Raw genomic sequence first — 22,548 nt, 5'->3', positions numbered from 1 at the left:
ATTAGTGCACAGCTGTGGACAACTATGTGGATATTCGCTGTGCCAGTGAGCGGGCAGGTTCTCCTGTGATCGCCGGGTGGAGTGACCGGGGCGTCCCGGGGCCGGCTCGGCCGTCCACGCCGACGAGGGGAGGGGAGCCAGACAGGTGTCGGAGCACCAGCACAATCTGGGTGTCATCTGGGAACAGGTGGTACGCGAACTGTCCGACGGGACCCTGTCCCCCCAGCAGCGCGCCTGGATGCGCGTGACCCGCCCGATCGGCCTGCTCGACGGCACCGCTCTCCTGGCGGCCCCCAGCGACTTCGCGAAGGAAGCGATCGAACGCGGGCTGCGCGGCGCGATCACCGACGCGCTCTCCCGGCGGCTCGGCCGCGCCATCTCGCTCGCGGTGAAGGTCGACAGCGCCGAAGCCGTCGCCCCGGCGGCCGCGCCCCGCTATGCGCCGTCACCCGGCCGGGTGGAAAACGGCGCGAGTCCCGAACCCGTCGCGCCGCTGCCGTCCAACGGCGCGCCGATGATGCCGCCGCCGCGTCCCGAGCCCGCCCCGCCCATGCCGCCGCCGATGCCACAGCACCAGGCCGTCGCGGCGAAGGCGGACGACGGCGACGACACCGACGAGGAAGTGGACGAAGAGGGCGAGGCGCTCGCCGCCGTCCACGAGATCTGGCCGACCTTCTCCGGCCAGCCGATCGCCGGCCAGCCGTACACCGCGCCCGCGCAGCCGCAGACGTCGAAGACGAAGCTGAACGAGAAGTACACCTTCGACACGTTCGTCATCGGCGCGTCCAACCGCTTCGCGCACGCGGCCGCGGTCGCCGTCGCCGAAGCACCGGCCCGCGCGTACAACCCGCTCTTCATCTGGGGCGAGTCCGGGCTCGGCAAGACGCACCTGCTGCACGCGGTCGGCCACTACGCGCAACGGCTGTTCCCCGGCATGCGCGTCCGGTACGTCTCGACCGAAGAGTTCACGAACGACTTCATCAACTCGCTGCGCGACGACCGCAAGGTCGCCTTCCAGCGCCGCTACCGCGACATCGACATCCTGCTCGTCGACGACATCCAGTTCCTGGAGGGCAAGGAAGGGACGCAGGAGGAGTTCTTCCACACCTTCAACACCCTCCACAACGCGAACAAGCAGATCGTCGTCAGCTCCGACCGCCCGCCGAAGCGCCTCGAAACGCTGGAGGACCGGCTGCGGACACGGTTCGAGTGGGGCCTGATCACCGACATCCAGCCGCCGGAGCTGGAGACGCGCATCGCGATCCTCCGGAAGAAGGCGGCGCAGGACCGGCTGGCGGTGCCGGGCGAGGTCCTCGAGTTCATTGCTTCGCGCGTCGAGGCGAACATCCGGGAACTCGAGGGCGCGCTGATCCGCGTCACGGCGTTCGCGTCGCTGAACCAGCAGCCGGTCGACGTCGGCCTCGCCGAGATCGTGCTGCGGGACCTGATCCCGGACTCGCACGCGCCGGAGATCACCGCGCCGACCATCATGGGCGTCACGGCGGAGTTCTTCGACGTGACGCTGGACGACCTGTGCGGCCCCGGCAAGACGAAGGCGCTCGCCACGGCCCGCCAGATCGCGATGTACCTCTGCCGGGAGCTGACCGACATGTCGCTGCCGAAGATCGGGCAGACGTTCGGCGGCCGCGACCACACGACCGTCATGCACGCGGACAAGAAGATCCGCAAGGAGATGGCCGAGCGCCGGCGCATCTACGACCAGGTGCAGGAGCTGACGTCGCGCATCAAGCAGCGCGCCCGCCAGTAGCACATCCCTTATTTCCCAACGACTTCGGGGCGTCCACATACACAGTGGACGCCCCGAAGTCGTTTTTGGACTGTGTACGCCCGCGAAGCAGCGAAGCACGCGAAGCCGCGTACGCGCGCTTCGCAAAGTCGCGAAAATTGTTTGTACACAAGGAAGTTTCCCCAGGGTGTGGGCGGATTGCCCACAGTGCCAACGAATCTCCCACCAGCGACGATGCCGGGACGGTCCACATCCCGTCCCCAGGCCGTCCACAGGAAATCCACACGGTTGTCCACGCGGCTTCCCCAGGTTGCCCACATCTTGTGCACAGGAGGGCCCGGTCACTCGGTAGGGCGATTCGGCCGCCGTCACGCACCCCCAGACCCTGGGGATCGATCACCCCACACCTGGGGACAACCATGGGGACAACTCGGCCGATCTGTGGACGAATCCGGGGGCGCCCGAAACCATCCACGGACGGCCCGATCCGTCCACAGGTCCGCCACCACGGTTCTCCACACGCCGCCGCGCCGTCCGACCTGCGCGAACGAGCTCCATCCACACAATCCACACCGCTTACTACTGCTACTGCCCTTGGATCTTTTGAAAGAGAGAACAAAACAAAAACAGGCGATGGACGAAGTTGGGGACAGCCGCGAGATCGTGTCGTCAAGTCGACAAAGTCAAGGGGAGGCCGAGGTGACGGCGGCGCCCGTGACGGCCTAACGTGGACGCCTGCACCTGGTCCGTGCTCCGGCCGCTCGCGCGGAGGGCGGACCGGCCGGAGGGGGCAGCCGGTCACTGCCCTGCCAGAGTCACTGGCCTGCCGGAAGAGGCCTGGCCCGAGTCCGCGCCGGGCTCGGTCGTCGAAAGGATGCGCGCATGAAGATCCGCGTCGAGCGTGACGGGCTCGCCGACGCCGTCGCGTGGGTGGCCAGAAGCCTCCCCTCCCGGCCGCCGGTGCCGGTACTGGGCGGCGTCCTCCTCGACGCCGGTTCGGACGGCGAAACCGACGCGCTGACGGTTTCGGGCTTCGACTACGAGGTCTCCGCCACGGTCGGGGTCCCGGCGACGATCGCCGACGGCGGCCGCCTGCTGGTGTCCGGGCGCCTGCTCGCCGACATCACCAAGGCGCTGCCCGCGCAGCCGGTCGAGATCTCCGTCGACGGCGCACGCGCCACCATCACGTGCGGCAGCGCGCGGTTCTCCCTGCCGACCATGCCGGTCGAGGACTACCCCCAGCTGCCGTCGCAGCCCGCCTTCGCGGGCGAGCTCGCCGGCGACGCGTTCGGCCAGGCCGTCACCCAGGTCGTCGTCGCCGCGGGCAAGGACGACACGCTGCCGATGCTGACCGGCATGCGGCTCGAGATCTCCGGCAGCTCGCTGACCCTGGTCGCGACCGACCGGTTCCGGCTCGCCATGCGCGAGTTCACCTGGCAGCCCGCCGAGGGGCTGGCCGACGCCGCGGTGCTCGTCCCGGCGCGCACCCTCGCCGAAGCCGCCAAGACGCTCGGCTCGAGCGGCGCCACGATCCGCCTCGCCCTCGCCAGCGGCGAAGGCCTGCTGGGCCTGTCCGGCTCCGGGCGCTACACGACGACCCGGCTGCTCGACGCGGAGTTCCCGCCCTACCGGCAGCTGCTGCCCGCGTCGCACACCTCACGCGCGGTCATCGACGTGTCCGCCCTCACCGAGTCCATCAAGCGCGTTTCGCTGGTGGCCGAGCGGGGGACTCAGGTACGACTGGAGTTCGGGGACAACACGCTGCGGTTGTCCGCGGGCGGCGACGACGAGGGCAGCGCCGAAGAAGAGCTGCAGGTGGAGTACGAAGGTGAGCCGGTGACCATCGCGTTCAACCCGGGTTACCTCGTCGACGGCCTCGGCGCGCTGCACAGCGACCGGGCCGAGCTGACGTTCACCACGCCGAACCGGCCCGCGCTCATCAAGCCCGCCGACGCCGAGGGCAACGTCGTCCCCGGCTACCTGTACCTCCTGATGCCGGTCCGCCTGCCGGGCTGACCAGGTTCGTTAGCACGTAAGGGGATCTCATGGTTCAGCTCGGTCTGATCGGCCTGGGCAAGATGGGCTTCAACATGCGTGAGCGGCTGCGTGCGGCCGGTCACGAGGTGGTCGGCTACGACCGCAACCCGGACGTCAGCGACACGACGTCGCTCGAGGACCTGGTGTCCAAACTGGATGCGCCGCGGATCGTGTGGATCATGGTGCCGGCCGGTGAGCCGACCCGGCAGACCGTGACCGAGCTGGGCAACCTGCTCTCCGCGGGCGACATGGTGATCGACGGCGGCAACTCGAAGTACACCGACGACAAGCTGAACGCCGAGCTGCTGGCGGCGAAGAGCATCGGCTACCTCGACTGCGGCGTGTCCGGTGGTGTGTGGGGCAAGGACAACGGCTACGGCCTGATGGTCGGCGGCGCGGCCGCCGACGTCGAGAAGGCGATGCCGATCTTCGACGCCCTGCGTCCCGAAGGTCCGCGCGAGGAGGGCTTCTCGCACGCGGGCGACGTCGGCGCGGGCCACTACGCGAAGATGATCCACAACGGCATCGAGTACGGCATGATGCAGGCCTTCGCCGAGGGCTTCGAGCTGCTCGAAGCCGCGAAGGTCGTCAAGGACGTGCCCGCGGTGATCAAGGGCTGGCAGCGCGGCACGGTCGTCCGGTCCTGGCTGCTGGACCTGCTGGTGCGTGCCCTCGACGAGGACCCGGAGCTGGACGACCTCGAAGGCTACGTCGAGGACTCCGGCGAAGGCCGCTGGACGCTGGAAGAGGCGATCAACAACGCGGTGCCGGCGCCGGTCATCTCGGCCGCGCTCTTCGCGCGCTTCGCCTCCCGGCAGGAGCACTCGGCCGCGATGCGCGCGGTCGCCGCGCTGCGCAACCAGTTCGGCGGGCACGCCGTGAAGAAGGTCGGCGGGTAAGGAGCAGCGGGTGTATCTGCGGCATCTGCAGGTCACCGACTTCCGCTCCTGGCCACAGGCCGATCTCGCGCTGGAACCGGGGCCGACCGTGCTGGTCGGCCAGAACGGTCGCGGCAAGACCAACCTGCTGGAGGCGATCGGGTACGTCGCGACGCTGGGCTCGCACCGCGTCGCGACGGACGCGCCGCTGATCCGGCACGGCTGCGAGCGCGCGCTGGTGCGGGTCGCGGTGGTCAACGACGACCGCGAGCTGACCGTCGAGCTGGAGATCACCGCGGGCCGGGCGAACCGCGCGCGGGTCAACCGCGGCGCGGTCGGGCGGCCGCGCGACGTGCTCGGGATCCTGCGCACGGTGCTGTTCTCCCCGGAGGACCTGGCGCTCGTGCGGGGTGACCCTGGCGAGCGGCGCCGGTTCCTCGACGAGCTGCTGGTGCTGCGCGCGCCGCGGTACGCGGGGGTCCGTGCCGACTACGAGAAGGTCCTGAAGCAGCGGAACGCCCTGCTCAAGACGGCGGGCAAGCGCCGGACCGGGCGGGAGGACCCGTACGCGCTGTCGACGCTGGAGGTCTGGGACGACCACCTCGCGGTGGCGGGCGCGGAGCTGCTGGCCGCGCGCCTGAACCTGGTCGCCGACCTCGCGCCGTACGCTGCTTCGGCGTACATGGGGGTCGCGCCGGACTCGCGGCCGGCGAAGATCGCCTACCGTTCGTCGCTGGGTGCGGCCCTGTCGGAGGCGTACGGCGTACCGGACGGGGAACGCGCGCAACCCGAGGTCCTCAAGGACGTCCTCCTGAAGGCGCTCGGCGAAGCCCGCAAGGCCGAGCTCGAGCGCGGGATCAGCCTGGTCGGCCCGCACCGGGACGAGCTGGAGCTGATCCTGGGCCAGGCGCCCGCCAAGGGGTACGCGAGCCACGGCGAGTCGTGGTCGTTCGCCCTCGCTCTCCGGCTCGGCAGCTACGAGCTGCTGCGTGCGGAGGCGGGCGAGCCGGTGCTGCTGCTCGACGACGTGTTCGCCGAGCTGGACCGCAAGCGCCGGGCCCGGCTGGCCGAGGTGGCCGCGAGTGCCGAACAGGTGCTGGTGACCGCCGCGGTCGACGAAGACGTGCCGTCGGAGCTGGCCGGACACCGGTTCGTGGTCGCGGATGGGACGATCACCCGTGGCTGAGCAGGGCGAACGGCGTCCGGCAAGATCGAGTCGGGCACCCCGTGTGATCGCCGACACAGCAGTTACCCACCGATCTGGGGACAAACCTGTGGACAGTGTGGATAAACCCGGACGGGCGTCATCGCCGCGCGTCACCAAAACCCCGGATCGGCCGCTTGACATCCCTCGGACCGGGGTTAACCCACGTGGGGAAGACACTCCGGGTACGCAGAGTGAAGACACCGCTGCTCCGAACGGGCCCACCGGGCGCGACCTCGCTCATGCCGCCCTCGAAGCCGCGAAGGCCAAGGCGAAGGAGCGGGGCGTCCCGCCCGGGCGGCGCCGCCCGACGGTCGGCGGCGGCGGGCAGAGCCCCCGGCGCCGCCGCTGGTCGGGGCCGGGTGCGGACCCGCGCGACCCGCAGCCACTCGGCAGGCTGGTCTCCCGGCTGATGTCCGATCGCGGCTGGAACGAGAACGTCACCAGTGCCCGCGTCTTCGCGCAGTGGCCGCGGCTGGTCGGCGAAGACGTCGCCGAGCACGCCCAGCCGGTCGCGCTCAAGGACGGCGAGCTGACCGTCCGCGCCAGCTCCACGGCGTGGGCCACCCAGCTCCGGTTGCTGCAGGGGAAGCTGCTGGCCAAGATCGCGGCGGGCGTCGGCAACGGCGTCGTCAAGCGGATGCGGATCCAGGGTCCGACCGCCCCGAGCTGGCGGAAGGGCCCCCGGCACGTGCCGGGACGCGGCCCGCGTGACACGTACGGCTGACCCGGGTTGCGCGATGCTCGGTTGAATGCCCCGAGAACGCACCCAGACCTCCCGAGATACGTCAAGACTCGGCTCGAACCGATTTCGTCCGTCTGTGACGCGTTCAGGGGTGTCCTTGCCGCATGCCAGCGGGCGCGGCCAAGTACACTGTGAGGGAGCGAGCGTCCGCTCGGGCGAGACGAGGAGAAACAACGCCGGTGACCGAGAACAAGAGCGAGTACAACGCGTCGTCGATCACGGTGCTCGAAGGCCTCGAAGCGGTCCGCAAGCGCCCCGGCATGTACATCGGTTCCACCGGTGAACGCGGGCTGCACCACCTCGTCCAGGAGGTCGTCGACAACTCCGTCGACGAGGCGATGGCGGGGTACGCCACCAAGGTCGAGGTTACCCTCCTCGCCGACGGCGGGGTGCGCGTCGTCGACGACGGCCGCGGCATCCCGGTCGACATGCACCCCAAGGAACAGAAGCCGACCCTCGAGGTCGTGCTCACCGTGCTGCACGCGGGCGGCAAGTTCGACAGCGACTCCTACGCGGTGTCCGGCGGCCTGCACGGCGTCGGCGTCTCCGTGGTGAACGCGCTGTCGACGAAGCTGCTCGCCGAGGTCAAGTACGGCGGCCGCAGCTGGCGCCAGGAGTACACCGACCAGGTGCCCGGCCCGCTCGAGGACCTCGGTCCCGCCTCGGAGACCGGCACCACGATCACCTTCTGGGCCGACCCGGCCATCTTCGAGACCACGACGTACAACTTCGAGACCATCTCGCGCCGGCTCCAGGAGATGGCGTTCCTCAACAAGGGACTGACGCTGTCCCTGCGCGACGAGCGCGTCGCCGACGAAGAGACCGAAGAGGACGCCGAGGGCAAGGTCGCGCGGGTCAAGGAGAAGACCTACTGCTACCCGGGCGGGCTCGAGGACTTCGTCAAGCACATCAACGGCAGCAAGGACCCGATCCACCCGAGTGTCATCTCCTTCGAGGCCAAGGGCACCGGCCTCGAGGTCGAGGTCGCGATGCAGTGGAACACCGGGTTCACGCCGTCGGTCTACACGTTCGCCAACACGATCAACACCCACGAGGGCGGCACCCACGAAGAGGGCTTCCGCGCCGCGCTGACCCGCGTCGTCAACGCGTACGCGCGCGACAAGAAGCTGCTCAAGGAGAAGGACGCCAACCTGACCGGTGACGACGTGCGCGAGGGGCTCGCCGCGATCGTCTCGATCAAGCTGTCCGAGCCGCAGTTCGAGGGCCAGACCAAGACCAAGCTGGGCAACAGCGAGGCCAAGACGTTCGTGCAGCAGACGTCGAACGAGTGGCTGGCGGACTGGTTCGAGCGCAACCCGGCCGAGGCGAAGACGATCATCAACAAGTCGATCTCCTCGGCGCAGGCCCGGATGGCCGCGCGCAAGGCGCGTGACCTGGTCCGCCGCAAGGGCGCGCTGGAGATCGGCGGCCTGCCCGGCAAGCTCAAGGACTGCCGGTCGACCAACCCGGCGGAGTGCGAGCTCTACATCGTCGAGGGTGACTCGGCCGGCGGCTCGGCCAAGGAGGGCCGGGACTCGATGTACCAGGCGATCCTGCCGATCCGCGGCAAGATCATCAACGTCGAGAAGGCCCGCATCGACCGCGTCCTCAAGAACACCGAGGTCCAGTCGCTGATCACCGCGCTGGGCACCGGCATCCACGACGAGTTCGACATCTCCAAGCTGCGCTACCACAAGATCGTGCTGATGGCCGACGCCGACGTCGACGGCCAGCACATCACCACGCTGCTGCTCACCCTGCTGTTCCGGTTCATGACGCCGCTGATCGAGCACGGCCACGTCTTCCTGTCGCGGCCGCCGCTGTACAAGATCAAGTGGCCGCGGTCCGAGCCGGAGTACGCCTACTCCGACCGCGAGCGCGACGCCGTCATCAAGGCGGGTGTCGAGGCAGGCAAGAAGCTGCCGAAGGACGACGCGATCCAGCGCTACAAGGGTCTCGGCGAGATGAACGCCGAGGAGCTGTGGGAGACCACGATGGACCCGGCGAACCGGCTGCTGGGCCGGGTCACGATGGACGACGCCGCACAGGCCGACGACCTGTTCTCGGTCCTGATGGGCGAGGACGTCGAGGCCCGCCGCTCGTTCATCACGCGCAACGCGAAGGACGTGCGCTTCCTGGACGTGTGAGCGTCCCCCGACCTTGTCCCGCCAGGACCCACCCGAGAAGGACCTCATGACGGAAACCCTGCCGCCGGCTCCGGAAAACGACCGGATCGAGCCGGTCGACATCCAGCAGGAGATGCAGCGCTCCTACATCGACTACGCGATGAGCGTGATCGTGTCGCGCGCGCTGCCGGACGTGCGTGACGGCCTCAAGCCGGTCGCCCGCCGCATCCTGTACTCGATGTTCGACTCCGGCTTCCGGCCGGACCGCGGGTACAACAAGTGCTCCCGCGTCGTCGGCGACGTCATGGGCAACTACCACCCGCACGGCGACTCGGCGATCTACGACGCACTGGTCCGGCTCGCCCAGCCGTGGTCGCTGCGCTACCCGCTGATCGACGGCCAGGGCAACTTCGGCTCGCCGGGCAACGACCCCGCGGCCGCCATGCGGTACACCGAGTCCCGGCTCGCACCGCTGGCCATGCAGATGCTGGCCGACATCGAAGAAGACACCGTCGACTTCTCCGACAACTACGACGGCCGCACGCAGGAGCCGGACGTCCTGCCGTCGCGGTTCCCGAACCTGCTGGTCAACGGTGGTTCCGGGATCGCGGTCGGGATGGCGACCAACATCCCGCCGCACAACCTGCGCGAGGTGTCCGAAGGCGTCGTCTGGGCGCTGGAGAACCCCGACGCGACCGACGACGAGCTGCTGGCCGCGCTGCTCGTGCGGATCAAGGGCCCGGACTTCCCGACCAAGGCGATGATCCTCGGCACGGCAGGCATCGAGGACGCCTACCGCACCGGCCGCGGCTCGATCCGGATGCGCGCGGTCGTCGAGGTCGAGGAGGACGCGAAGGGCCGCACGATCCTGGTCGTGTCCGAGCTGCCGTACCAGGTCAACCCGGACAACCTGGTCGAGAACATCGCGAACCTCGTCCGCGACGGCAAGCTCACCGGCATCGCCGACATCGCCGACGAGTCCAACAGCCGGTCCGGCATGCGGATCGTCATCACGATCAAGCGGGACGCGGTCGCGAAGGTCGTGCTGAACAACCTGTTCAAGCACACCCAGCTGCAGCAGAACTTCGGTGTCAACATGCTGGCGCTGGTCGACGGCGTGCCGCGCACGCTGCGGCTCGACCAGATGATCCGCCACTACGTGAAGCACCAGATGGACGTCATCGTCCGGCGGACCCGCTACCGGCTGAAGAAGAAGGAAGAGCGCGCCCACATCCTGCGTGGCCTGGTCAAGGCGCTCGACGCGCTCGACGAGGTCATCGCGCTGATCCGGCGGTCGCCGTCGGCCGACGAGGCCCGCCCGGCCCTGATGGACCTGCTCGAGATCGACGAGATCCAGGCCGTCGCGATCCTCGACATGCAGCTGCGGCGCCTCGCGGCCCTGGAGCGCCAGCGGATCATCGACGAGCTGGCCGAGATCGAGCTGGAGATCGCCGACCTCAAGGACATCCTGGAGAAGCCGGAGCGCCAGCGGATCATCATCCGCGACGAGCTGATGGCGATCGTCGACAAGTACGGCGACGACCGGCGCACGCAGATCGTCGGCTTCGGCGGCGACGTCAGCGACGAAGAGCTCATCGCGGTCGAGGACGTCGTCGTCACCATCACCCGCACGGGGTACGCCAAGCGGACGAAAACGGATCTGTACCGCTCGCAGAAGCGTGGCGGCAAGGGCGTCCAGGGCGCGACGCTCAAGCAGGACGACATCGTCCAGCACTTCTTCGTCTGCTCGACGCACGACTGGATCCTGTTCTTCACGAACAAGGGCCGGGTGTACCGGACGAAGGCGTACGAGCTGCCCGAGGCCAACCGCAACGCGCGCGGCCAGCACGTGGCGAACCTGATGGCGTTCCAGCCGGACGAGCAGATCGCCCAGGTCATCGAGATCAAGAACTACGAGGTCGCGCCGTACCTGGTGCTCGCCACCAAGCGCGGCCTGGTGAAGAAGACCAAGCTCACCGACTTCGACTCCAACCGCTCCGGCGGCCTCATCGCGATCAACCTGCGCGAGGGCGACGAGCTGGTCGGCGCGGTGCTGGCCGGCGCCGAGGACGACCTGCTGCTGGTGTCGGCCGAGGGCCAGTCCATCCGCTTCCACGCCACCGACGAGGCACTGCGGCCGATGGGCCGCCCCACCTCCGGCGTGATGGGCATGCGCTTCAACGACGGCGACGAGCTGCTCGGCATCAGCGTGGTCAAGGAGGGCAAGTTCCTGCTGGTCGCGACCGACGGCGGCTACGCGAAGCGCACGGCGATCGAGGACTACCCGGTCCAGGGCCGCGGCGGCAAGGGCGTGCTCACCATTCAGCACGACCGCAAACGTGGCAGGCTGGTGGGTGCGCTCATCGTCGACGCCGAGGACGAGCTGTACGCGATCACCTCGAGCGGCGGCGTGATCCGCACACCCGCGGGCGACGTCCGCAAGGCAGGACGGCAGACGAAGGGGGTCCGGCTGATGAATCTCGGCGAGGGCACCACTCTTCTCGCGGTCGCACGCAACGCGGACGAGCCCTCGGACGTCGCCAATGGTGACGCTCCCGAAGCACCCGCGGCGGGTGACGAAACGACGGCGCCGCCGGAGCAGTAAGTTCACCTACGGACGGCGACCCCACGGCAACGGGTAAGGACTGACTCTTCGTGACACCATCCGAGAATCCCGAGGCAGCGGGTTCGAACGGCACTTCGGCCAGCCCACCCTGGCAGCGGGTGGACAAGGACGGCGACGCCGAAGCAACGGTCAAGCTGGCCACGGAAGACGTGCCGGCCGCCGAGGCCGAGCGCCCGGTGGTGACGGGGAGCGCAGCCCCCCGCCTCTTCGGCGGCCCCGAAGGAGCCGAGCCGTCCGCGGCGGCGGTCCCCCCGGCCTCGACCCAGCGAGCCCGCCCGAGCGCCCTCCGCCGCCCGGGCCGCGGTCCCCGCCGGGCCTCGCTGCAGGTGAAGCGCTTCGACCCGTGGTCGGTGCTGAAGCTGTCCCTGGTCTTGGGCGTGGCGATGTTCTTCGTCTGGCTGGTGGCGGTCGGCGTGCTGTACACGGTCCTCGACGGAATGGGCGTCTGGGACAAACTGAACGGCACGTACTCGTCCCTGGTGGGCGGCGAAACGGCCAACGCCTCCTCGGAACCCCTGATCAGCGCAGGCCGCGTGTTCGGCATCGCGGCCATCCTCGGCGCGATCAACATCGTCCTGGTCTCGGCACTGGCCACGGTGAGCGCGTTCATCTACAACGTCTCGGCCGACCTGGCAGGAGGCCTGGAGGTGACCCTGTCGGAACGAGAGTGACCCGGTTGCAGGGCCCCTTCGGGGGTCCTGTAAAGTTCTCCTCGTTCAAGGGCCTATAGCTCAGGCGGTTAGAGCGCTTCGCTGATAACGAAGAGGTCCCAGGTTCAAGTCCTGGTAGGCCCACACAGGTCAAAGCCCGGTTCGCGTCTCGCGGACCGGGCTTTTGCCATTCGGTCGCGTCGGGTGCCCTAAATGTCCATCAAGACCGACGGCTGTTCCGCCCTCCCCGGCTTACGGTGAAAGGGACGAAGGGAGCCGACATGGGGTGGATCGTCCTGGGGATCGTGGTCGTCGCGTTGCTGGCCCTCGCGTTGGTCGTCGACCTGCGGGATCGTCGTCGGGGTGGCAAGCCGGTCGCTGGTGGTCTGCGGCAGGCCCGGCAGACCGATGTCGTGCAGCAGCCGCAGGTTGGGGATCAGGGCGTCGCCATGTACCTGCCGTGAGAGGCACGCAGCCCTGCCGGGAAGAGAATGTCCGGCAGGGCCATCGTCTACAACGACGGTGGACGCCGGAGGTATTTCGGGTCCGGTGTGACGTCGGTTACCGCTGAAGCCCTTGGTTCCACGTGGAACCACCGGCGGCCGACAGCCGTCGAGGGGCGTGCAGTAACATCACGGGGTAAGGGAAGCAAGCTGAGAAGGGGGCTTCGGTGAAGAAGCTGCTGGCACTCGCGGTCATCGCGGGCGGCGTCCTGTTCGTCGTGAAGCGCAACAAGGCTGCCAAGGCCGAGGCCGACCTCTGGCGTGAGGCGACCGCGCCGGTTCCTTCCAGCAACGGCACCACTCCCGCCAAGCCGGCGGGCGCGTCCCACAACTGATCTTCCACGGGCGGCGTACGCTGCCCGTGTCCGGGGCTGTAGCTCAATTGGTAGAGCACCGCCTTTGCAAGGCGGGGGTCAGGGGTTCGATTCCCCTCAGCTCCACGTACTGAACGGCCCGTACCCACGAAGGGTGCGGGCCGTTTCGTGTCCGGGCCGTGTCAGGTCGGTGTCAGCCGCTCTCGTGACAGTGGCGTCATGACAGAGCCGGCTATCACGGCTTCCGGGCTCCGGAAGACCTACCAGGACAAAGTGGTGCTCGACGGCATCGATTTCGATGTTCCCGCGGGCACCGTGTTCTCCCTGCTCGGCCCGAACGGGGCCGGCAAGACCACCACCGTCAACGTGCTCACCACGCTCACCCGCGCCGACGGCGGGACCGTGCGGGTTGCCGGGCACGATGTCGGCCGCGAGGCCAAGGCCGTGCGGGCTGCCATCGGGGTCACCGGGCAGTTCGCCGCCGTCGACGAACTGCTGACCGGGCAGGAAAACCTGCAGCTCATGGTCGATCTCGCCGGGGGCGGCAACCGCCTTGTCGGTGAGCTGCTCGACCGCTTCGATCTCACCGAGGCCGCGCGCAAGCCCGCGTCGACCTACTCCGGGGGGATGCGGCGGAAGCTCGACCTTGCCATGACGCTCGTCGGGCGTCCGCGGATCGTCTTCCTCGACGAGCCCACCACCGGGCTGGATCCGCGCAGCCGCCGGACGATGTGGGCGATCGTGCGGGACCTCGTCGCCGACGGCGTCACCATCTTCCTCACCACCCAGTACCTCGAAGAGGCCGACCAGCTCGCCGACCGCATCGCCGTGCTCGACCACGGGCACATCGTCGCCCAGGGCACGCCTGACGAGCTCAAGCGGCGGATTCCCGGCACCCACGTCCGGCTCCGCTTCACCACCGCCGCCGAACTCGGGGCCGCCGCGCGGATCCTGCCCGGCTCCACGCCGGACGAAGACGCCCTGACCCTGCGGGTGCCCGGGGACGGCGGGACGAAATCACTGCGGTCCCTGCTGGACCGGCTCGACGAGTACTCCGTCAACGCCGAAGAACTGTCCGTCCACACCCCCGACCTCGACGACGTTTTCCTCGCCCTCACGGAAGGGGCCGCGAAATGAACTCTCACTCGATCGTGATGCTGCGCCGCAACTTCAAGCACATCGCCCGGAATCCGACGTCGGTGTTCAACGCGGTCCTGATGCCGATCGTCGTCATGCTGATGTTCGTCTACATGTTCGGCGACGCCTTCAATGTCGGGGTCGACTACGTCGACTACGCGACGCCGGGGTTGATGCTGCTGGCCGTCTGCTACGGCCTCGGGGCCACCGCGACCGCGGTGAACTCCGACATGACCAAGGGCATCATCAACCGCTTCAAGGTCATGGACGTCTCGCGCGGCGCGGTGCTGACCGGGCACGTCATCGCCAGCGTGCTCACCAACCTCGTGGCCATCGCGGCCCTCCTCGGCGTCGCGTTTCTCCTGGGATTCCGCCCCGCCGCGGGATTTCTCGGCTGGCTCGGCGCTTTCGGTGTCGTCGTGCTGCTCGGTGTCGCGACCGGCTGGCTGACCGTCGCGCTGGGACTGGCGGCGAAATCGCCGGAAACGGCCGGGCTGGCTTCCGTGCCGCTGGTCATGCTGCCGTTCTTCAGCAGCGCGATCGTGCCCGCCGAAAAAATGGGACCCGGGCTGCGGCAGTTCGCCGAATACCAGCCCTTCACGCCGATCATCGAAACCCTGCGCGGATTGCTCGCCGGGTCGCCGGCCACCGGTGACGTCCTCGCCGCGCTCGCGTGGTCCCTCGGGATCGCCGTCGTCGGGTACGTCTGGGCGTCCTCGACGTTCAAGAAGCGAGCGTGACCGCGGCCAGCTCCGGCCAGTCCGCCGCCGCCCCCTCCCGCGTCGCCTCGGTGAACCGCGTGTCACCGAGGCGACGTCGTGCGGTCTCCTCGATCCTCAGCGCGTCGGGGTGGGACCGGTCCGGCAGTCCGCGGACGACGGCACTGGCCGCCAGCAGCCGGGCCGCCTGCTCGTCTTCTTCGCGGCGCAACGCCAGTTCGGCGACGCCGACGAGGGCCTCGGCGATCGCCGGTGCGTGTCCGGCTTCGGTCGCCGCCGCGAGGGCCGCCGCGCGGTGTTCGCGTGACTCGCCGAGGTCGTCCGCGAGCGCGCCCAACAGGCTCTGCGTGGTCGCGCGGATGATCGGCCGCTCGGCTTCCTCGCCCAGCACGGCCGCCAGGACGCCGAGCTGACGGCGGACCTCTTCGGCGGCACCCGACCACCGGGCGAGCTGGGCTTTCGAGAGGGCCAGCGTGGCCAGCGTGCCCGGCCACGTGACGCCGACCGCGTACCGCCCGGCCTCGGCGATCGCGGCCGTGCTCGCGTCCTTGTCGCCCAGCAGCCAGTACAGCTCCGCCTGGCGCGACCGCATCCGGATGACGTCGTCCGCCGCGCCGATCTCGGTGACGGCCGTGATCGCCTGCTCGTAGTGCTCGCACGCGACGGCGAGGTCGCCGCGCAGGGCGATCAGGTCGGCCAGCTCGGTGAGCGCGAACGAAATCCCGAAGCGCTCGCCGAGCGCCCGGAACTCGGCCAGTGCCGTCGCCAGGTACTCCTCGGCGTCGCGGCCCTGGCCGAACAGGACCCGCATCTTGCCGAGCTGGAGCCGGGCCAGCGCACGGACCCAGGGGTCGTCGTCCCCGAGTGCCGGTTCGAAGGCCGACAACGCCTCCGCCGGGGACTCCAGCAGCCGTTCCATCGCCTCGACGAGCGCGCGCCCGGGGTGCTCGACCCGGACGTTCCGGCTGAGCCGGTACGCCCGGTGGATCCACTCCGCCGACTGACGTTCGTCGCTCGGCCCGGAGTTCACGAACATCGAGATCACGGCGTACACCGTGGCCCGCACGTCGTCGGGTACCTCGCCGGGCAGGGCGGCGGCCGCGGTCATCAGCTCCATGCCCTCGGACTTGTGCCCGCCCAGCCACCAGTACCAGCCCGCGCCTGCCGCGAGCCGCATCGCCTCGGGCGCTTCCCCGGCCGCGAGCGCGCCGCGCATCGCCGCCGTGATGTTGTCGTGCTCGGCCGAAAGCGTGGCGAGCCAGTGCACCTGCTCGGCGCGGCGCAGCAGCGGCTCGGCCGTTTCGGCGAGTTCGGTGAAGTACGCCAGGTGCGCGCGACGCGTCGAGTCCGCTTCTCCCGCTTCGCCGAGGCGTTGCCGGGCGTACTCCCTGATCGTGCCGAGCATCCGGTACCGCGGCTCACCGTCGTCCGTGGTGACGACGAGGGATTTCTCGGTCAGCGCGGTCAGCAGGTCCAGCACGTCGCCGGTGCCACAGACCCGTTCGGCCGCTTCCAGGCCCGCCCCGCCGGAGAACACCGAGAGCCGGCGCAGCACGACGCGTTCGGCGTCGGACAGCAGCTCCCAGCTCCAGTCGATCACCGCGCGCAGCGTCCGGTGCCGCGGCAACGCCGTGCGGCTGCCGCCGGTGAGCAGGCGGAACCGGTCGTCGAGGCGGTCGGCCAGCTGGTCGGGGGACATCGTGCGCAGCCGGGCCGCGGCCAGCTCGATGGCCAGCGGCATCCCGTCCAGCGCCCGGCAGATCCGCGCCATCGTCGCCGACGTCGCGGCGTCGTGGGGGAGGTCCTTGCGCACCGCGCCGGCCCGGTCCCGCAGCAGCCGGACCGACGGCGAGGCCTCGATCTCCTCGGCATCCGCCCGCTCGGCGGGCAGCAGCAGCGGCGCGGCGGGCCACAGCGATTCGCCGGTGATGCCGAGGGGTTCCCGGCTCGTCGCGAGGATCCGCAGGCGGCGGCACTCGCCGAGCACCCGGTGGGCGAACGCCGCCGCGGACTCGATGACGTGCTCGCAGTTGTCCAGGATCAGCAGCGTTTCCCGGTCGCGGAGGGCGCCGATCACGCGGTCGATCGGGCCGCTGTCCGGGCCGTCGCCGAGCAGCCCGTCCCGCAGCCCGAGTGCGGCGAGCGTCGCCTGCGCGACGTCGTCGGCGGCACCGATGGGCGCCAGCTCGACCAGCCAGGCGCCGTCCGGGAAGCCGCCGAGCAGCGTGCGCGCGGTTTCCGTGGCCAGCCGGGTCTTGCCCGAGCCGCCCGGGCCGATCACCGTCGTCAGCCGCTGCGCGCGGACGAGGTCGGCGACCGCGGCGACGTCGGCGTCCTTGCCGACGAAGCTGGTCAGCTCGGCGCGCAGGTTGGTCGGGTGCTTCTCCTCGCGACGGCCCAGCTCGCCCCGCAGCAGCGCGACGTGCAGTTCGGCCAGCTCGGGGGACGGGTCGACGCCCAGCGTGTCGGCCAGCAGCTCCCGCGTGCGCTCGTAGACGAGCAGTGCTTCGGTGTCGCGCCCGGTCGCGACGAGCGCGCGCATCAGCGCGGCGACGAGCCGCTCGCGCAGCGGGTGCGCGGCCACCAGGTCGGTCAGCTCGGTGACCAGCTCGGCGGCCTGGCCGAAGCGGATCTCGGCGTCGAACCGGTCTTCCAGCGCGGCCAGGCGCAGACCCTCCAGCCGCGTGACGGCCGCGTCGAACGCCGCGCTTTCCGGCAGGTCGACGTCCTGCATGGCCGCACCGCGCCACAGCGCGAGTGCTTCGCGCAGCCGCCGCGGGTCGTCGTCCTGGCGGGCCTGGGCGACAAGGCGTTCGAACCGCACGGCGTCGACGTCGTCGGCGGCCACGTCCAGCCGGTAGCCGGTCGGCTGCCCGTCGACCGTCCCGGCCGGAAGTGCCTTGCGCAGCCGGGAAACCAGGCGCTGCAACGCGTTCGCCGCGTCGGCGGGCGGCTGCTCACCCCAGATCCAGTCGACGAGCGTCGTCTTGGGCACGACCCGGCCCGGGTCGAGCGCGAGGGCGACGAGCAACGCGCGCAGCCGTGCGCCCGGGACTTCGGCCACGACGCCGTCGTCCGCACGCACTTCGAAGGGCCCCAGTACGGCGATCTGCACCAGGCAGATCTTGCCACGGACGGCGGTGGCCGAGTCGTGTCAGCTCCGTGTCAGCCCACCCCGCGATCGTCGTCCCAGACCGCCACGAAAGGACCCGAGATGACCACCGAAATCCCGGCCGGACTCCCGATGGAACGCGACGCGGGCCCGTTCGACCCGCCGCGTGCGCTCACGCAGCTGCGCGACGCCCGCCCGGTCAGCCCGCTGCGCTTCCCCGACGGCCACGACGGCTGGCTCGTCACCGGCTACGAAGCGGTGCGGCAGATGATGGCCGACACCCGGTTCAGCTCGCGACTGGACCTCGACGTCGTCCACGTGCCGTACGAGACCGGCATGCCCGCCGCGACCGAGCCGTCCCCGCAGATCCCGGGCATGTTCATCGCCATGGACCCGCCGGAGCACGGCCGGCTGCGCAAGCGGCTCACCGGCGCCTTCACCGTCAAGCGCATGAAGCAGCTGGAGGAGCACATCGGCGACATCGTCGAGCGGCAGCTGGACCACCTGGCGCGGCTGGCCCCGCCGGTCGACCTGGTCCGGGAGTTCGCGCTCCCGGTGCCGTCGCTGGTGATCTGCGAACTGCTCGGCGTCCCGTACGCCGACCGCGACACGTTCCAGGCGAACGCCGCGCAGTTCATGGTCCGCGAGCAGACGCTCGAAGAGAAGATGGGGGCTTACATCGCGCTGAACACCTACCTGTCGGAGCTGGTCACGAACAAGCGTGCCGAGCCCGGCGACGACATCCTGTCCGACCTGGCCCGCCACGACGACCTCACCGTCGAGGAACTGACCGGCGCGGCGTTCCTGCTGCTGCTCGCCGGCCACGAGACGACGGCCAACATGCTGTCACTGGGCACCTTCGCGCTCCTGGAACACCCCGAGCAGCTCGCCGAGCTGCGCGCCGACCCGGAGCTGATGCCCGGCGCCGTCGAGGAGCTGCTGCGTTACCTCTCGGTCGCCGACATCTTCTTCCGCTACGCCACCGAAGACCTCGAACTCGGCGGCGAAACGATCCCCAAGGGCTCGACGGTCGTCGTCTCGCTGCTGGCCGCCAACCGCGACCCGGAGCGCTTCGAGAACCCCGACACCCTCGACCTCCGCCGCAACGCCCGCGGCCTGCTGTCCTTCGGCCACGGCGTCCACCAGTGCCTCGGCCAGCAGCTCGCCCGCATCGAGATGCGCGCCGGGTTCGCCGGGCTGCTGCGCCGGTTCCCCACGCTGGAGCTGGCGGTGCCTGCCGAGGAGGTGAAGCTGCGGACCGACATGAACATCTACGGCGTGCACGAGCTGCCGGTCACGTGGACCGCAGGAAGCTGATCACCGCGTCCCGGCCCGCGTGCCCGCGCTCGCGGTTCTGGATCGAGTGCGACTCGCCGGGCACGATCACCAGCTTGCCGCGCGGGGCCAGCGCCGCCTCCTGCTGCGCCCACTCCAGTGGCGTCGACAGGTCGCGGTCGCCGTTGAGCAGCAGCACCGGGACGTCCGGGAGCCGCGAAGCCGGGTTCGAGGGCGCGGGCTCGGCGGGCCAGTGCAGACACGTCTGGATGAATCCCTGCTGCGTCGCGACCTCCGTCGTGTACGGCCAGGTCGCCGAGGCGGGCAGGAAGCGGGCGGTCAGCGACAGCAGCGGCTGCCGCGCCGGGACCGGCGTCGATGCCGAGCCCCAGGGGAACCGCTGGTCCGCGCACAGCGTCGCCGCGTGGAGGCCGCTGCTGTACACCTCCGGGGCGACGTCTTCGGTCGTGTAGCCCTTGACCAGCCCGTCGAGCCACCCGGCCGAACCGCCGCGGGCCGCGTGCAGGGCGCCGATGACGTCGCCCGAGTCCGGATTGCGGTACGTCGGGTCCTCGAACTCGTAGTTCACGATCGTGTCGAAGATCTTCACCCCGTCGGCGGGGCTGCGGTGGCGGACCACCCAGGCGAGGTCCTCGGCCGGGTCGTAGCCGCACGCCGGGGCCACCTCGCAGGCTGCGCGCAGCATGCGGGCCTGGCCCTGCAGACCGGTCAGGTACAGGGAATCCGCCGCCGTCGCGTGGTGGGGCAGGACCGAGTCGAGGATGACCTTGCTGACGTTGTGCGGGTGCGCGATCGCGTACCGCGCCGCCGTGCGGGAGCCGTAGGAAACGCCGTCGACCACCATCTTCGGCACGCCCAGTGCCTGCCGGAGCCAGTCGAAGTCCGCGACGCTCTGGTCGGTCGAGTACAGCGGGGCCGTGTCACCGAGGATGCGGGCGCACTCGGCGACCGCGTCCGGGGTCGGCGTTGCGATGTCGGAGCTGCCCACCTGCGTCTGCAGGCCGGGGCAGCGCAGCGCGCCGGAGCCGGTGCCCCGCTGGTCGAGCATGACGAACCGGTAGTCCTTGGCCACTTCGGGCAGCCGCAGCCCGGCGATCCGCGAGATGGCCCGGACGCCGCCCTGGCCGGGGGCCGCCGGTGAGGAACAGCAGCACGCCCTTCGGGGCGGTCACGTTGTCCGCGGTGGCCACGGACAGGTCGAGCGTGCCCGGCAGCCGTCCGGAGTGGTCGAGCGGCACGGTCAGCGTCGAGCAGGTGAAGCCCGGCTGGCCCGGGCACGGGTGCGGATCCGTCAGCTCCGGTCGTCCCCCAGGACGCGCGTCGGCCGCGGCCACACCCCCGAGTGCGGCGGTCAGCGCCAGGACCAGCCCGGCGGTCAGCATCTTCGAGCGCATGGGTGCATCATGCGCACACCCGGCCGGACCGCGTATACCCCCGATCAGGGCCAGAGGCGTTCGCGGACCCAGCCGTCGCCGTCCTTGCGGTACCGCAGGCGGACGTGCCGCCGGTCGTGACTGGCCTGCCAGAACTCGACCGTGCCGGGGTCGACGAGGTAGCGCGTCCACGTTTCCGGTGCCGCGTCCGGGTTCTCCTCGACCCAGCGGTGGGCTTCCGCGGCGGCCGCGTCGAGGTCCGCCGGGTCGTGCAGCACCTGCGACTGGTGCCCGATGAACGCCTCGACGCGCGAGGCGGGCGGCCGGGCCAGGAAGTCCGCCGCGGACACCTCGGGCGCGGCGGGGGAGACCGGGCCGCGCAGCCGGACCTGGCGGCCACGCCCTGGCCAGAAGAACGTCAGCGCGGCGCGCGGGTCCTTGCGCAGCTGCAGGCCCTTCGGGCTCTCCGAGCTGGTCGCGACCGCCCAGCCGGCGGGACCGACGTCCTTGAGGATCACCACGCGGGCGTCGGGTGCGCCGTCGGCGTCCACTGTGGACAGTGTGACGGCGTGCGGGGCCAGCACGTGCTCACCCGCTTCGGTCAGCCACTCCACGAACAACGTCTGCGGGTCCGGGGGCGCGGTGTCCGGCGTGAACACCGGGAGTTCTTCGGGGAACGACGGCCAGCCACGCAACTCCACCATGTCAGTAACCGTACGGGCCCTGCTGCGGCTGCGGGCCGGGCGGTGGGTAGACCGGCGGCTGCGGGCCGGTGGGGCCGACGTACGGCGGAGGCGGCATCTGCGGCGCGGGCATCGGTGCCTGCTGCTGCCAGCCCGGCGGCGGCACCGGCTGGCCCGGCGGCAGCTGGGGTTGCTGGGGTTGTTGCTGCTGGGCCTGCTGCCACTGGACCTGCTGGTAGACCTCGGCGGGCTGCGGGAAGCAGTACGTCAGCTTGGCGTTGACCGATCCCTGCACCGCGGCGCCCCAGAGCTTGCCGCCGACGAACGCGTACATCTGCCCGGCCGAGAGGTCGACGGCGACCATCCGCGTCTCCCCGCCGAACTGGTTGCCCGACTTCGCCGACGCGACCTGTGCGGCGTCCGGGTACACCCGGTGGCCGATCAGCCCGGCGATGACGACCGAGGCCGCGGTCCAGCCCATCGTGCCGACCAGGTTCGCGCGGGCGTGCTGGGTGGCGCGTCCGGTGAAGTCGTACAGCGCGGCGGCGGTCACCTCGGGCACGGCCGCGGCGACGACGCAGTAGTTCATCGTCGAGAGCATCACCGACTCGGTGAACAGGCCGACCACGGCCGTCGCGGGCCCGATCTGGACCGAGTTCAGCCGTCCGCCTGCCCGCTGGATGCGCTCGGCCATCGCGCCGAGGTACTGCTCGGGGGTGAGCACGCCGGACCTCCCTCACCGTCGACCGGACTGTGCCGCTTGTGCACCGCGGTCATCCTCGCACGCCGTCGCCGGCCAGCGGTTTTCACACACGCCGCATGGTTGACTGTGCGCGCTATGCGACGACTCGTACTTCTCGCGCCCGCCGTGGCCCTGCTGGCCGGCTGCAGCGCCACCATCGTGTCCGGCACGGCGGCGCCCAGCCCGCCGTCCGCGTCCACCGGCACCGCGGGCGCCGAGCTGCCGCCGGATCCCCAGCCCGGCAGGACGGCGGACTGCCCGTACCTCGGCAGCGAAGTCGTGGCCGAGGCGAACGGCCAGCACGTCTCGAAGGTGCGCGTGTCCGCCGACGAGCCGCACCCCGCGTGCTTCTTCTATCGCCCGGACGGGAAGATCCAGCTCACCGTCCGGGTGTACGTCGGACGGCCCGAAATCGCGACGGCGCTGGTCAACAAGGCCGCGCCGATCGACTCGTCCAACCCGGCGAGTGATCCGGCAGGCTGGAAGGGCGGCTACCTGTCCTCCGACGACGGCGCCGTTTACGCGGTCTCGAAAGGGGCATCAGCGGTTGTGGTGACGACGAACCAGAAGCAGAGCGTCAAAGCACGCACAGTGGCCAAGAAGGCTATCGCTGCCCTGAAGCTCTAGGTAGCGGGCTCCACACGGGTGAGTGATGT

The 22,548-nt window shown here is 70.3% G+C and carries 18 protein-coding genes and 2 tRNA genes; 16 read left to right on the top strand and 4 right to left on the bottom strand.

From position 1 onward, the window contains the following. Positions 1–145: 145 nt before the first annotated feature. The 14 genes from dnaA to ABJI51_RS27170 all read left to right on the top strand — a co-directional run bounded on the left by dnaA (position 146) and on the right by ABJI51_RS27170 (position 14,707). Positions 146–1,768: a chromosomal replication initiator protein DnaA gene (dnaA, locus tag ABJI51_RS27235; protein ID WP_348952488.1), complete on the top strand. Its 1,623-nt coding sequence runs from the start codon at positions 146–148 to the stop codon at positions 1,766–1,768. A gap of 861 nt (positions 1,769–2,629) precedes the next feature. After that, positions 2,630–3,763, top strand: a complete 1,134-nt coding sequence (gene dnaN, locus ABJI51_RS27230) for a DNA polymerase III subunit beta (protein WP_348952489.1) — start codon at positions 2,630–2,632, stop codon at positions 3,761–3,763. A 29-nt stretch (positions 3,764–3,792) separates the two neighbouring features. Then, entirely contained in the window at positions 3,793–4,683 is an 891-nt protein-coding gene (gene gnd, locus ABJI51_RS27225; RefSeq protein ID WP_348952490.1) for a phosphogluconate dehydrogenase (NAD(+)-dependent, decarboxylating), read from the top strand. Between the two features lie 10 nt (positions 4,684–4,693). Next, positions 4,694–5,848, top strand: coding sequence for a DNA replication/repair protein RecF (recF, locus tag ABJI51_RS27220; RefSeq protein WP_348952491.1), 1,155 nt, complete (start codon positions 4,694–4,696; stop codon positions 5,846–5,848). A gap of 160 nt (positions 5,849–6,008) precedes the next feature. After that, the gene (locus ABJI51_RS27215) at positions 6,009–6,593 is read left to right on the top strand and encodes a DciA family protein (protein ID WP_348953035.1); all 585 of its coding nucleotides are present in this window, start codon (positions 6,009–6,011) and stop codon (positions 6,591–6,593) included. 197 nt (positions 6,594–6,790) lie between these two features. Next, a complete protein-coding gene (gene gyrB / locus ABJI51_RS27210; protein WP_348952492.1) occupies positions 6,791–8,758 on the top strand; it encodes a DNA topoisomerase (ATP-hydrolyzing) subunit B in 1,968 nt (655 codons plus the stop codon). 46 nt (positions 8,759–8,804) lie between these two features. Beyond that, a complete protein-coding gene (gene gyrA, locus ABJI51_RS27205) occupies positions 8,805–11,342 on the top strand; it encodes a DNA gyrase subunit A (protein WP_348952493.1) in 2,538 nt (845 codons plus the stop codon). A gap of 50 nt (positions 11,343–11,392) precedes the next feature. Continuing rightward, positions 11,393–12,034 carry a DUF3566 domain-containing protein gene (locus ABJI51_RS27200; protein ID WP_348952494.1) on the top strand — a complete coding sequence of 214 codons (642 nt, stop codon included), beginning with the start codon at positions 11,393–11,395 and terminating at the stop codon, positions 12,032–12,034. A 49-nt stretch (positions 12,035–12,083) separates the two neighbouring features. Beyond that, a tRNA-Ile gene (locus ABJI51_RS27195) sits at positions 12,084–12,157 on the top strand. Positions 12,158–12,294: 137 nt separating this feature from the next. After that, positions 12,295–12,477: a hypothetical protein gene (locus ABJI51_RS27190; RefSeq protein WP_348952495.1), complete on the top strand. Its 183-nt coding sequence runs from the start codon at positions 12,295–12,297 to the stop codon at positions 12,475–12,477. A gap of 206 nt (positions 12,478–12,683) precedes the next feature. Further along, on the top strand, positions 12,684–12,851 hold the full coding sequence (locus ABJI51_RS27185) for a DLW-39 family protein (protein WP_020642567.1): 168 nt from the start codon (positions 12,684–12,686) through the stop codon (positions 12,849–12,851). A 32-nt stretch (positions 12,852–12,883) separates the two neighbouring features. Then, positions 12,884–12,956 (top strand) — tRNA-Ala (locus ABJI51_RS27180). A 93-nt stretch (positions 12,957–13,049) separates the two neighbouring features. After that, complete coding sequence (locus tag ABJI51_RS27175) at positions 13,050–13,967, top strand: ATP-binding cassette domain-containing protein (protein WP_348952496.1); 918 nt, start codon at positions 13,050–13,052, stop codon at positions 13,965–13,967. Then, positions 13,964–14,707 carry an ABC transporter permease gene (locus tag ABJI51_RS27170; protein ID WP_348952497.1) on the top strand — a complete coding sequence of 248 codons (744 nt, stop codon included), beginning with the start codon at positions 13,964–13,966 and terminating at the stop codon, positions 14,705–14,707. The genes ABJI51_RS27175 and ABJI51_RS27170 overlap by 4 nt, the downstream gene beginning before the upstream one ends. On the opposite strand, the gene ABJI51_RS27165 is transcribed toward ABJI51_RS27170, so the two are convergent. Next, positions 14,691–17,801 (bottom strand): AfsR/SARP family transcriptional regulator, encoded by a 3,111-nt coding sequence (locus ABJI51_RS27165; RefSeq protein WP_348952498.1) that lies wholly within the window; start codon positions 17,799–17,801, stop codon positions 14,691–14,693. The genes ABJI51_RS27170 and ABJI51_RS27165 overlap by 17 nt on opposite strands. 99 nt (positions 17,802–17,900) lie before the next feature. Between ABJI51_RS27165 and ABJI51_RS27160 the strand changes: the two genes are divergently transcribed. Next, entirely contained in the window at positions 17,901–19,115 is a 1,215-nt protein-coding gene (locus tag ABJI51_RS27160) for a cytochrome P450 (protein WP_348952499.1), read from the top strand. Here the strand turns inward: ABJI51_RS27160 and ABJI51_RS27155 are convergent. From ABJI51_RS27155 to ABJI51_RS27145, 3 genes are all read right to left on the bottom strand, one after another. After that, a complete protein-coding gene (locus ABJI51_RS27155) occupies positions 19,093–20,166 on the bottom strand; it encodes an alpha/beta fold hydrolase (RefSeq protein WP_348952500.1) in 1,074 nt (357 codons plus the stop codon). The two genes, ABJI51_RS27160 and ABJI51_RS27155, sit on opposite strands and share 23 nt — an antisense overlap. 366 nt (positions 20,167–20,532) lie before the next feature. Beyond that, positions 20,533–21,171 carry a pyridoxine/pyridoxamine 5'-phosphate oxidase gene (locus ABJI51_RS27150; RefSeq protein WP_348952501.1) on the bottom strand — a complete coding sequence of 213 codons (639 nt, stop codon included), beginning with the start codon at positions 21,169–21,171 and terminating at the stop codon, positions 20,533–20,535. 1 nt (position 21,172) lies between these two features. Further along, the gene (locus tag ABJI51_RS27145) at positions 21,173–21,874 is read right to left on the bottom strand and encodes a hypothetical protein (RefSeq protein ID WP_348952502.1); all 702 of its coding nucleotides are present in this window, start codon (positions 21,872–21,874) and stop codon (positions 21,173–21,175) included. A gap of 114 nt (positions 21,875–21,988) precedes the next feature. Here ABJI51_RS27145 and ABJI51_RS27140 point away from each other — a divergent pair, with 114 nt between their 5' ends. After that, the gene (locus ABJI51_RS27140; protein ID WP_348952503.1) at positions 21,989–22,519 is read left to right on the top strand and encodes a DUF2020 domain-containing protein; all 531 of its coding nucleotides are present in this window, start codon (positions 21,989–21,991) and stop codon (positions 22,517–22,519) included. Positions 22,520–22,548 lie beyond the last annotated feature (29 nt).

Origin of the sequence: Amycolatopsis melonis (assembly GCF_040064235.1) — a bacterium.
Taxonomy (GTDB): domain Bacteria; phylum Actinomycetota; class Actinomycetes; order Mycobacteriales; family Pseudonocardiaceae; genus Amycolatopsis; species Amycolatopsis melonis.
This window is presented reverse-complemented; position numbering and strand designations above follow the sequence as displayed.

Excerpts from the sequence above, each read along its gene's own strand:
- ABJI51_RS27150 (WP_348952501.1), bottom strand. The coding sequence starts at position 21,171 with ATGGTGGAGTTGCGTGGCTGGCCGTCGTTCCCCGAAGAACTCCCGGTG.
- dnaN (WP_348952489.1), top strand. The coding sequence starts at position 2,630 with ATGAAGATCCGCGTCGAGCGTGACGGGCTCGCCGACGCCGTCGCGTGG.
- ABJI51_RS27140 (WP_348952503.1), top strand. The coding sequence starts at position 21,989 with ATGCGACGACTCGTACTTCTCGCGCCCGCCGTGGCCCTGCTGGCCGGC.
- ABJI51_RS27170 (WP_348952497.1), top strand. The coding sequence starts at position 13,964 with ATGAACTCTCACTCGATCGTGATGCTGCGCCGCAACTTCAAGCACATC.
- gnd (WP_348952490.1), top strand. The coding sequence starts at position 3,793 with ATGGTTCAGCTCGGTCTGATCGGCCTGGGCAAGATGGGCTTCAACATG.
- ABJI51_RS27175 (WP_348952496.1), top strand. The coding sequence starts at position 13,050 with ATGACAGAGCCGGCTATCACGGCTTCCGGGCTCCGGAAGACCTACCAG.
- ABJI51_RS27160 (WP_348952499.1), top strand. The coding sequence starts at position 17,901 with ATGACCACCGAAATCCCGGCCGGACTCCCGATGGAACGCGACGCGGGC.
- ABJI51_RS27190 (WP_348952495.1), top strand. The coding sequence starts at position 12,295 with ATGGGGTGGATCGTCCTGGGGATCGTGGTCGTCGCGTTGCTGGCCCTC.
- gyrA (WP_348952493.1), top strand. The coding sequence starts at position 8,805 with ATGACGGAAACCCTGCCGCCGGCTCCGGAAAACGACCGGATCGAGCCG.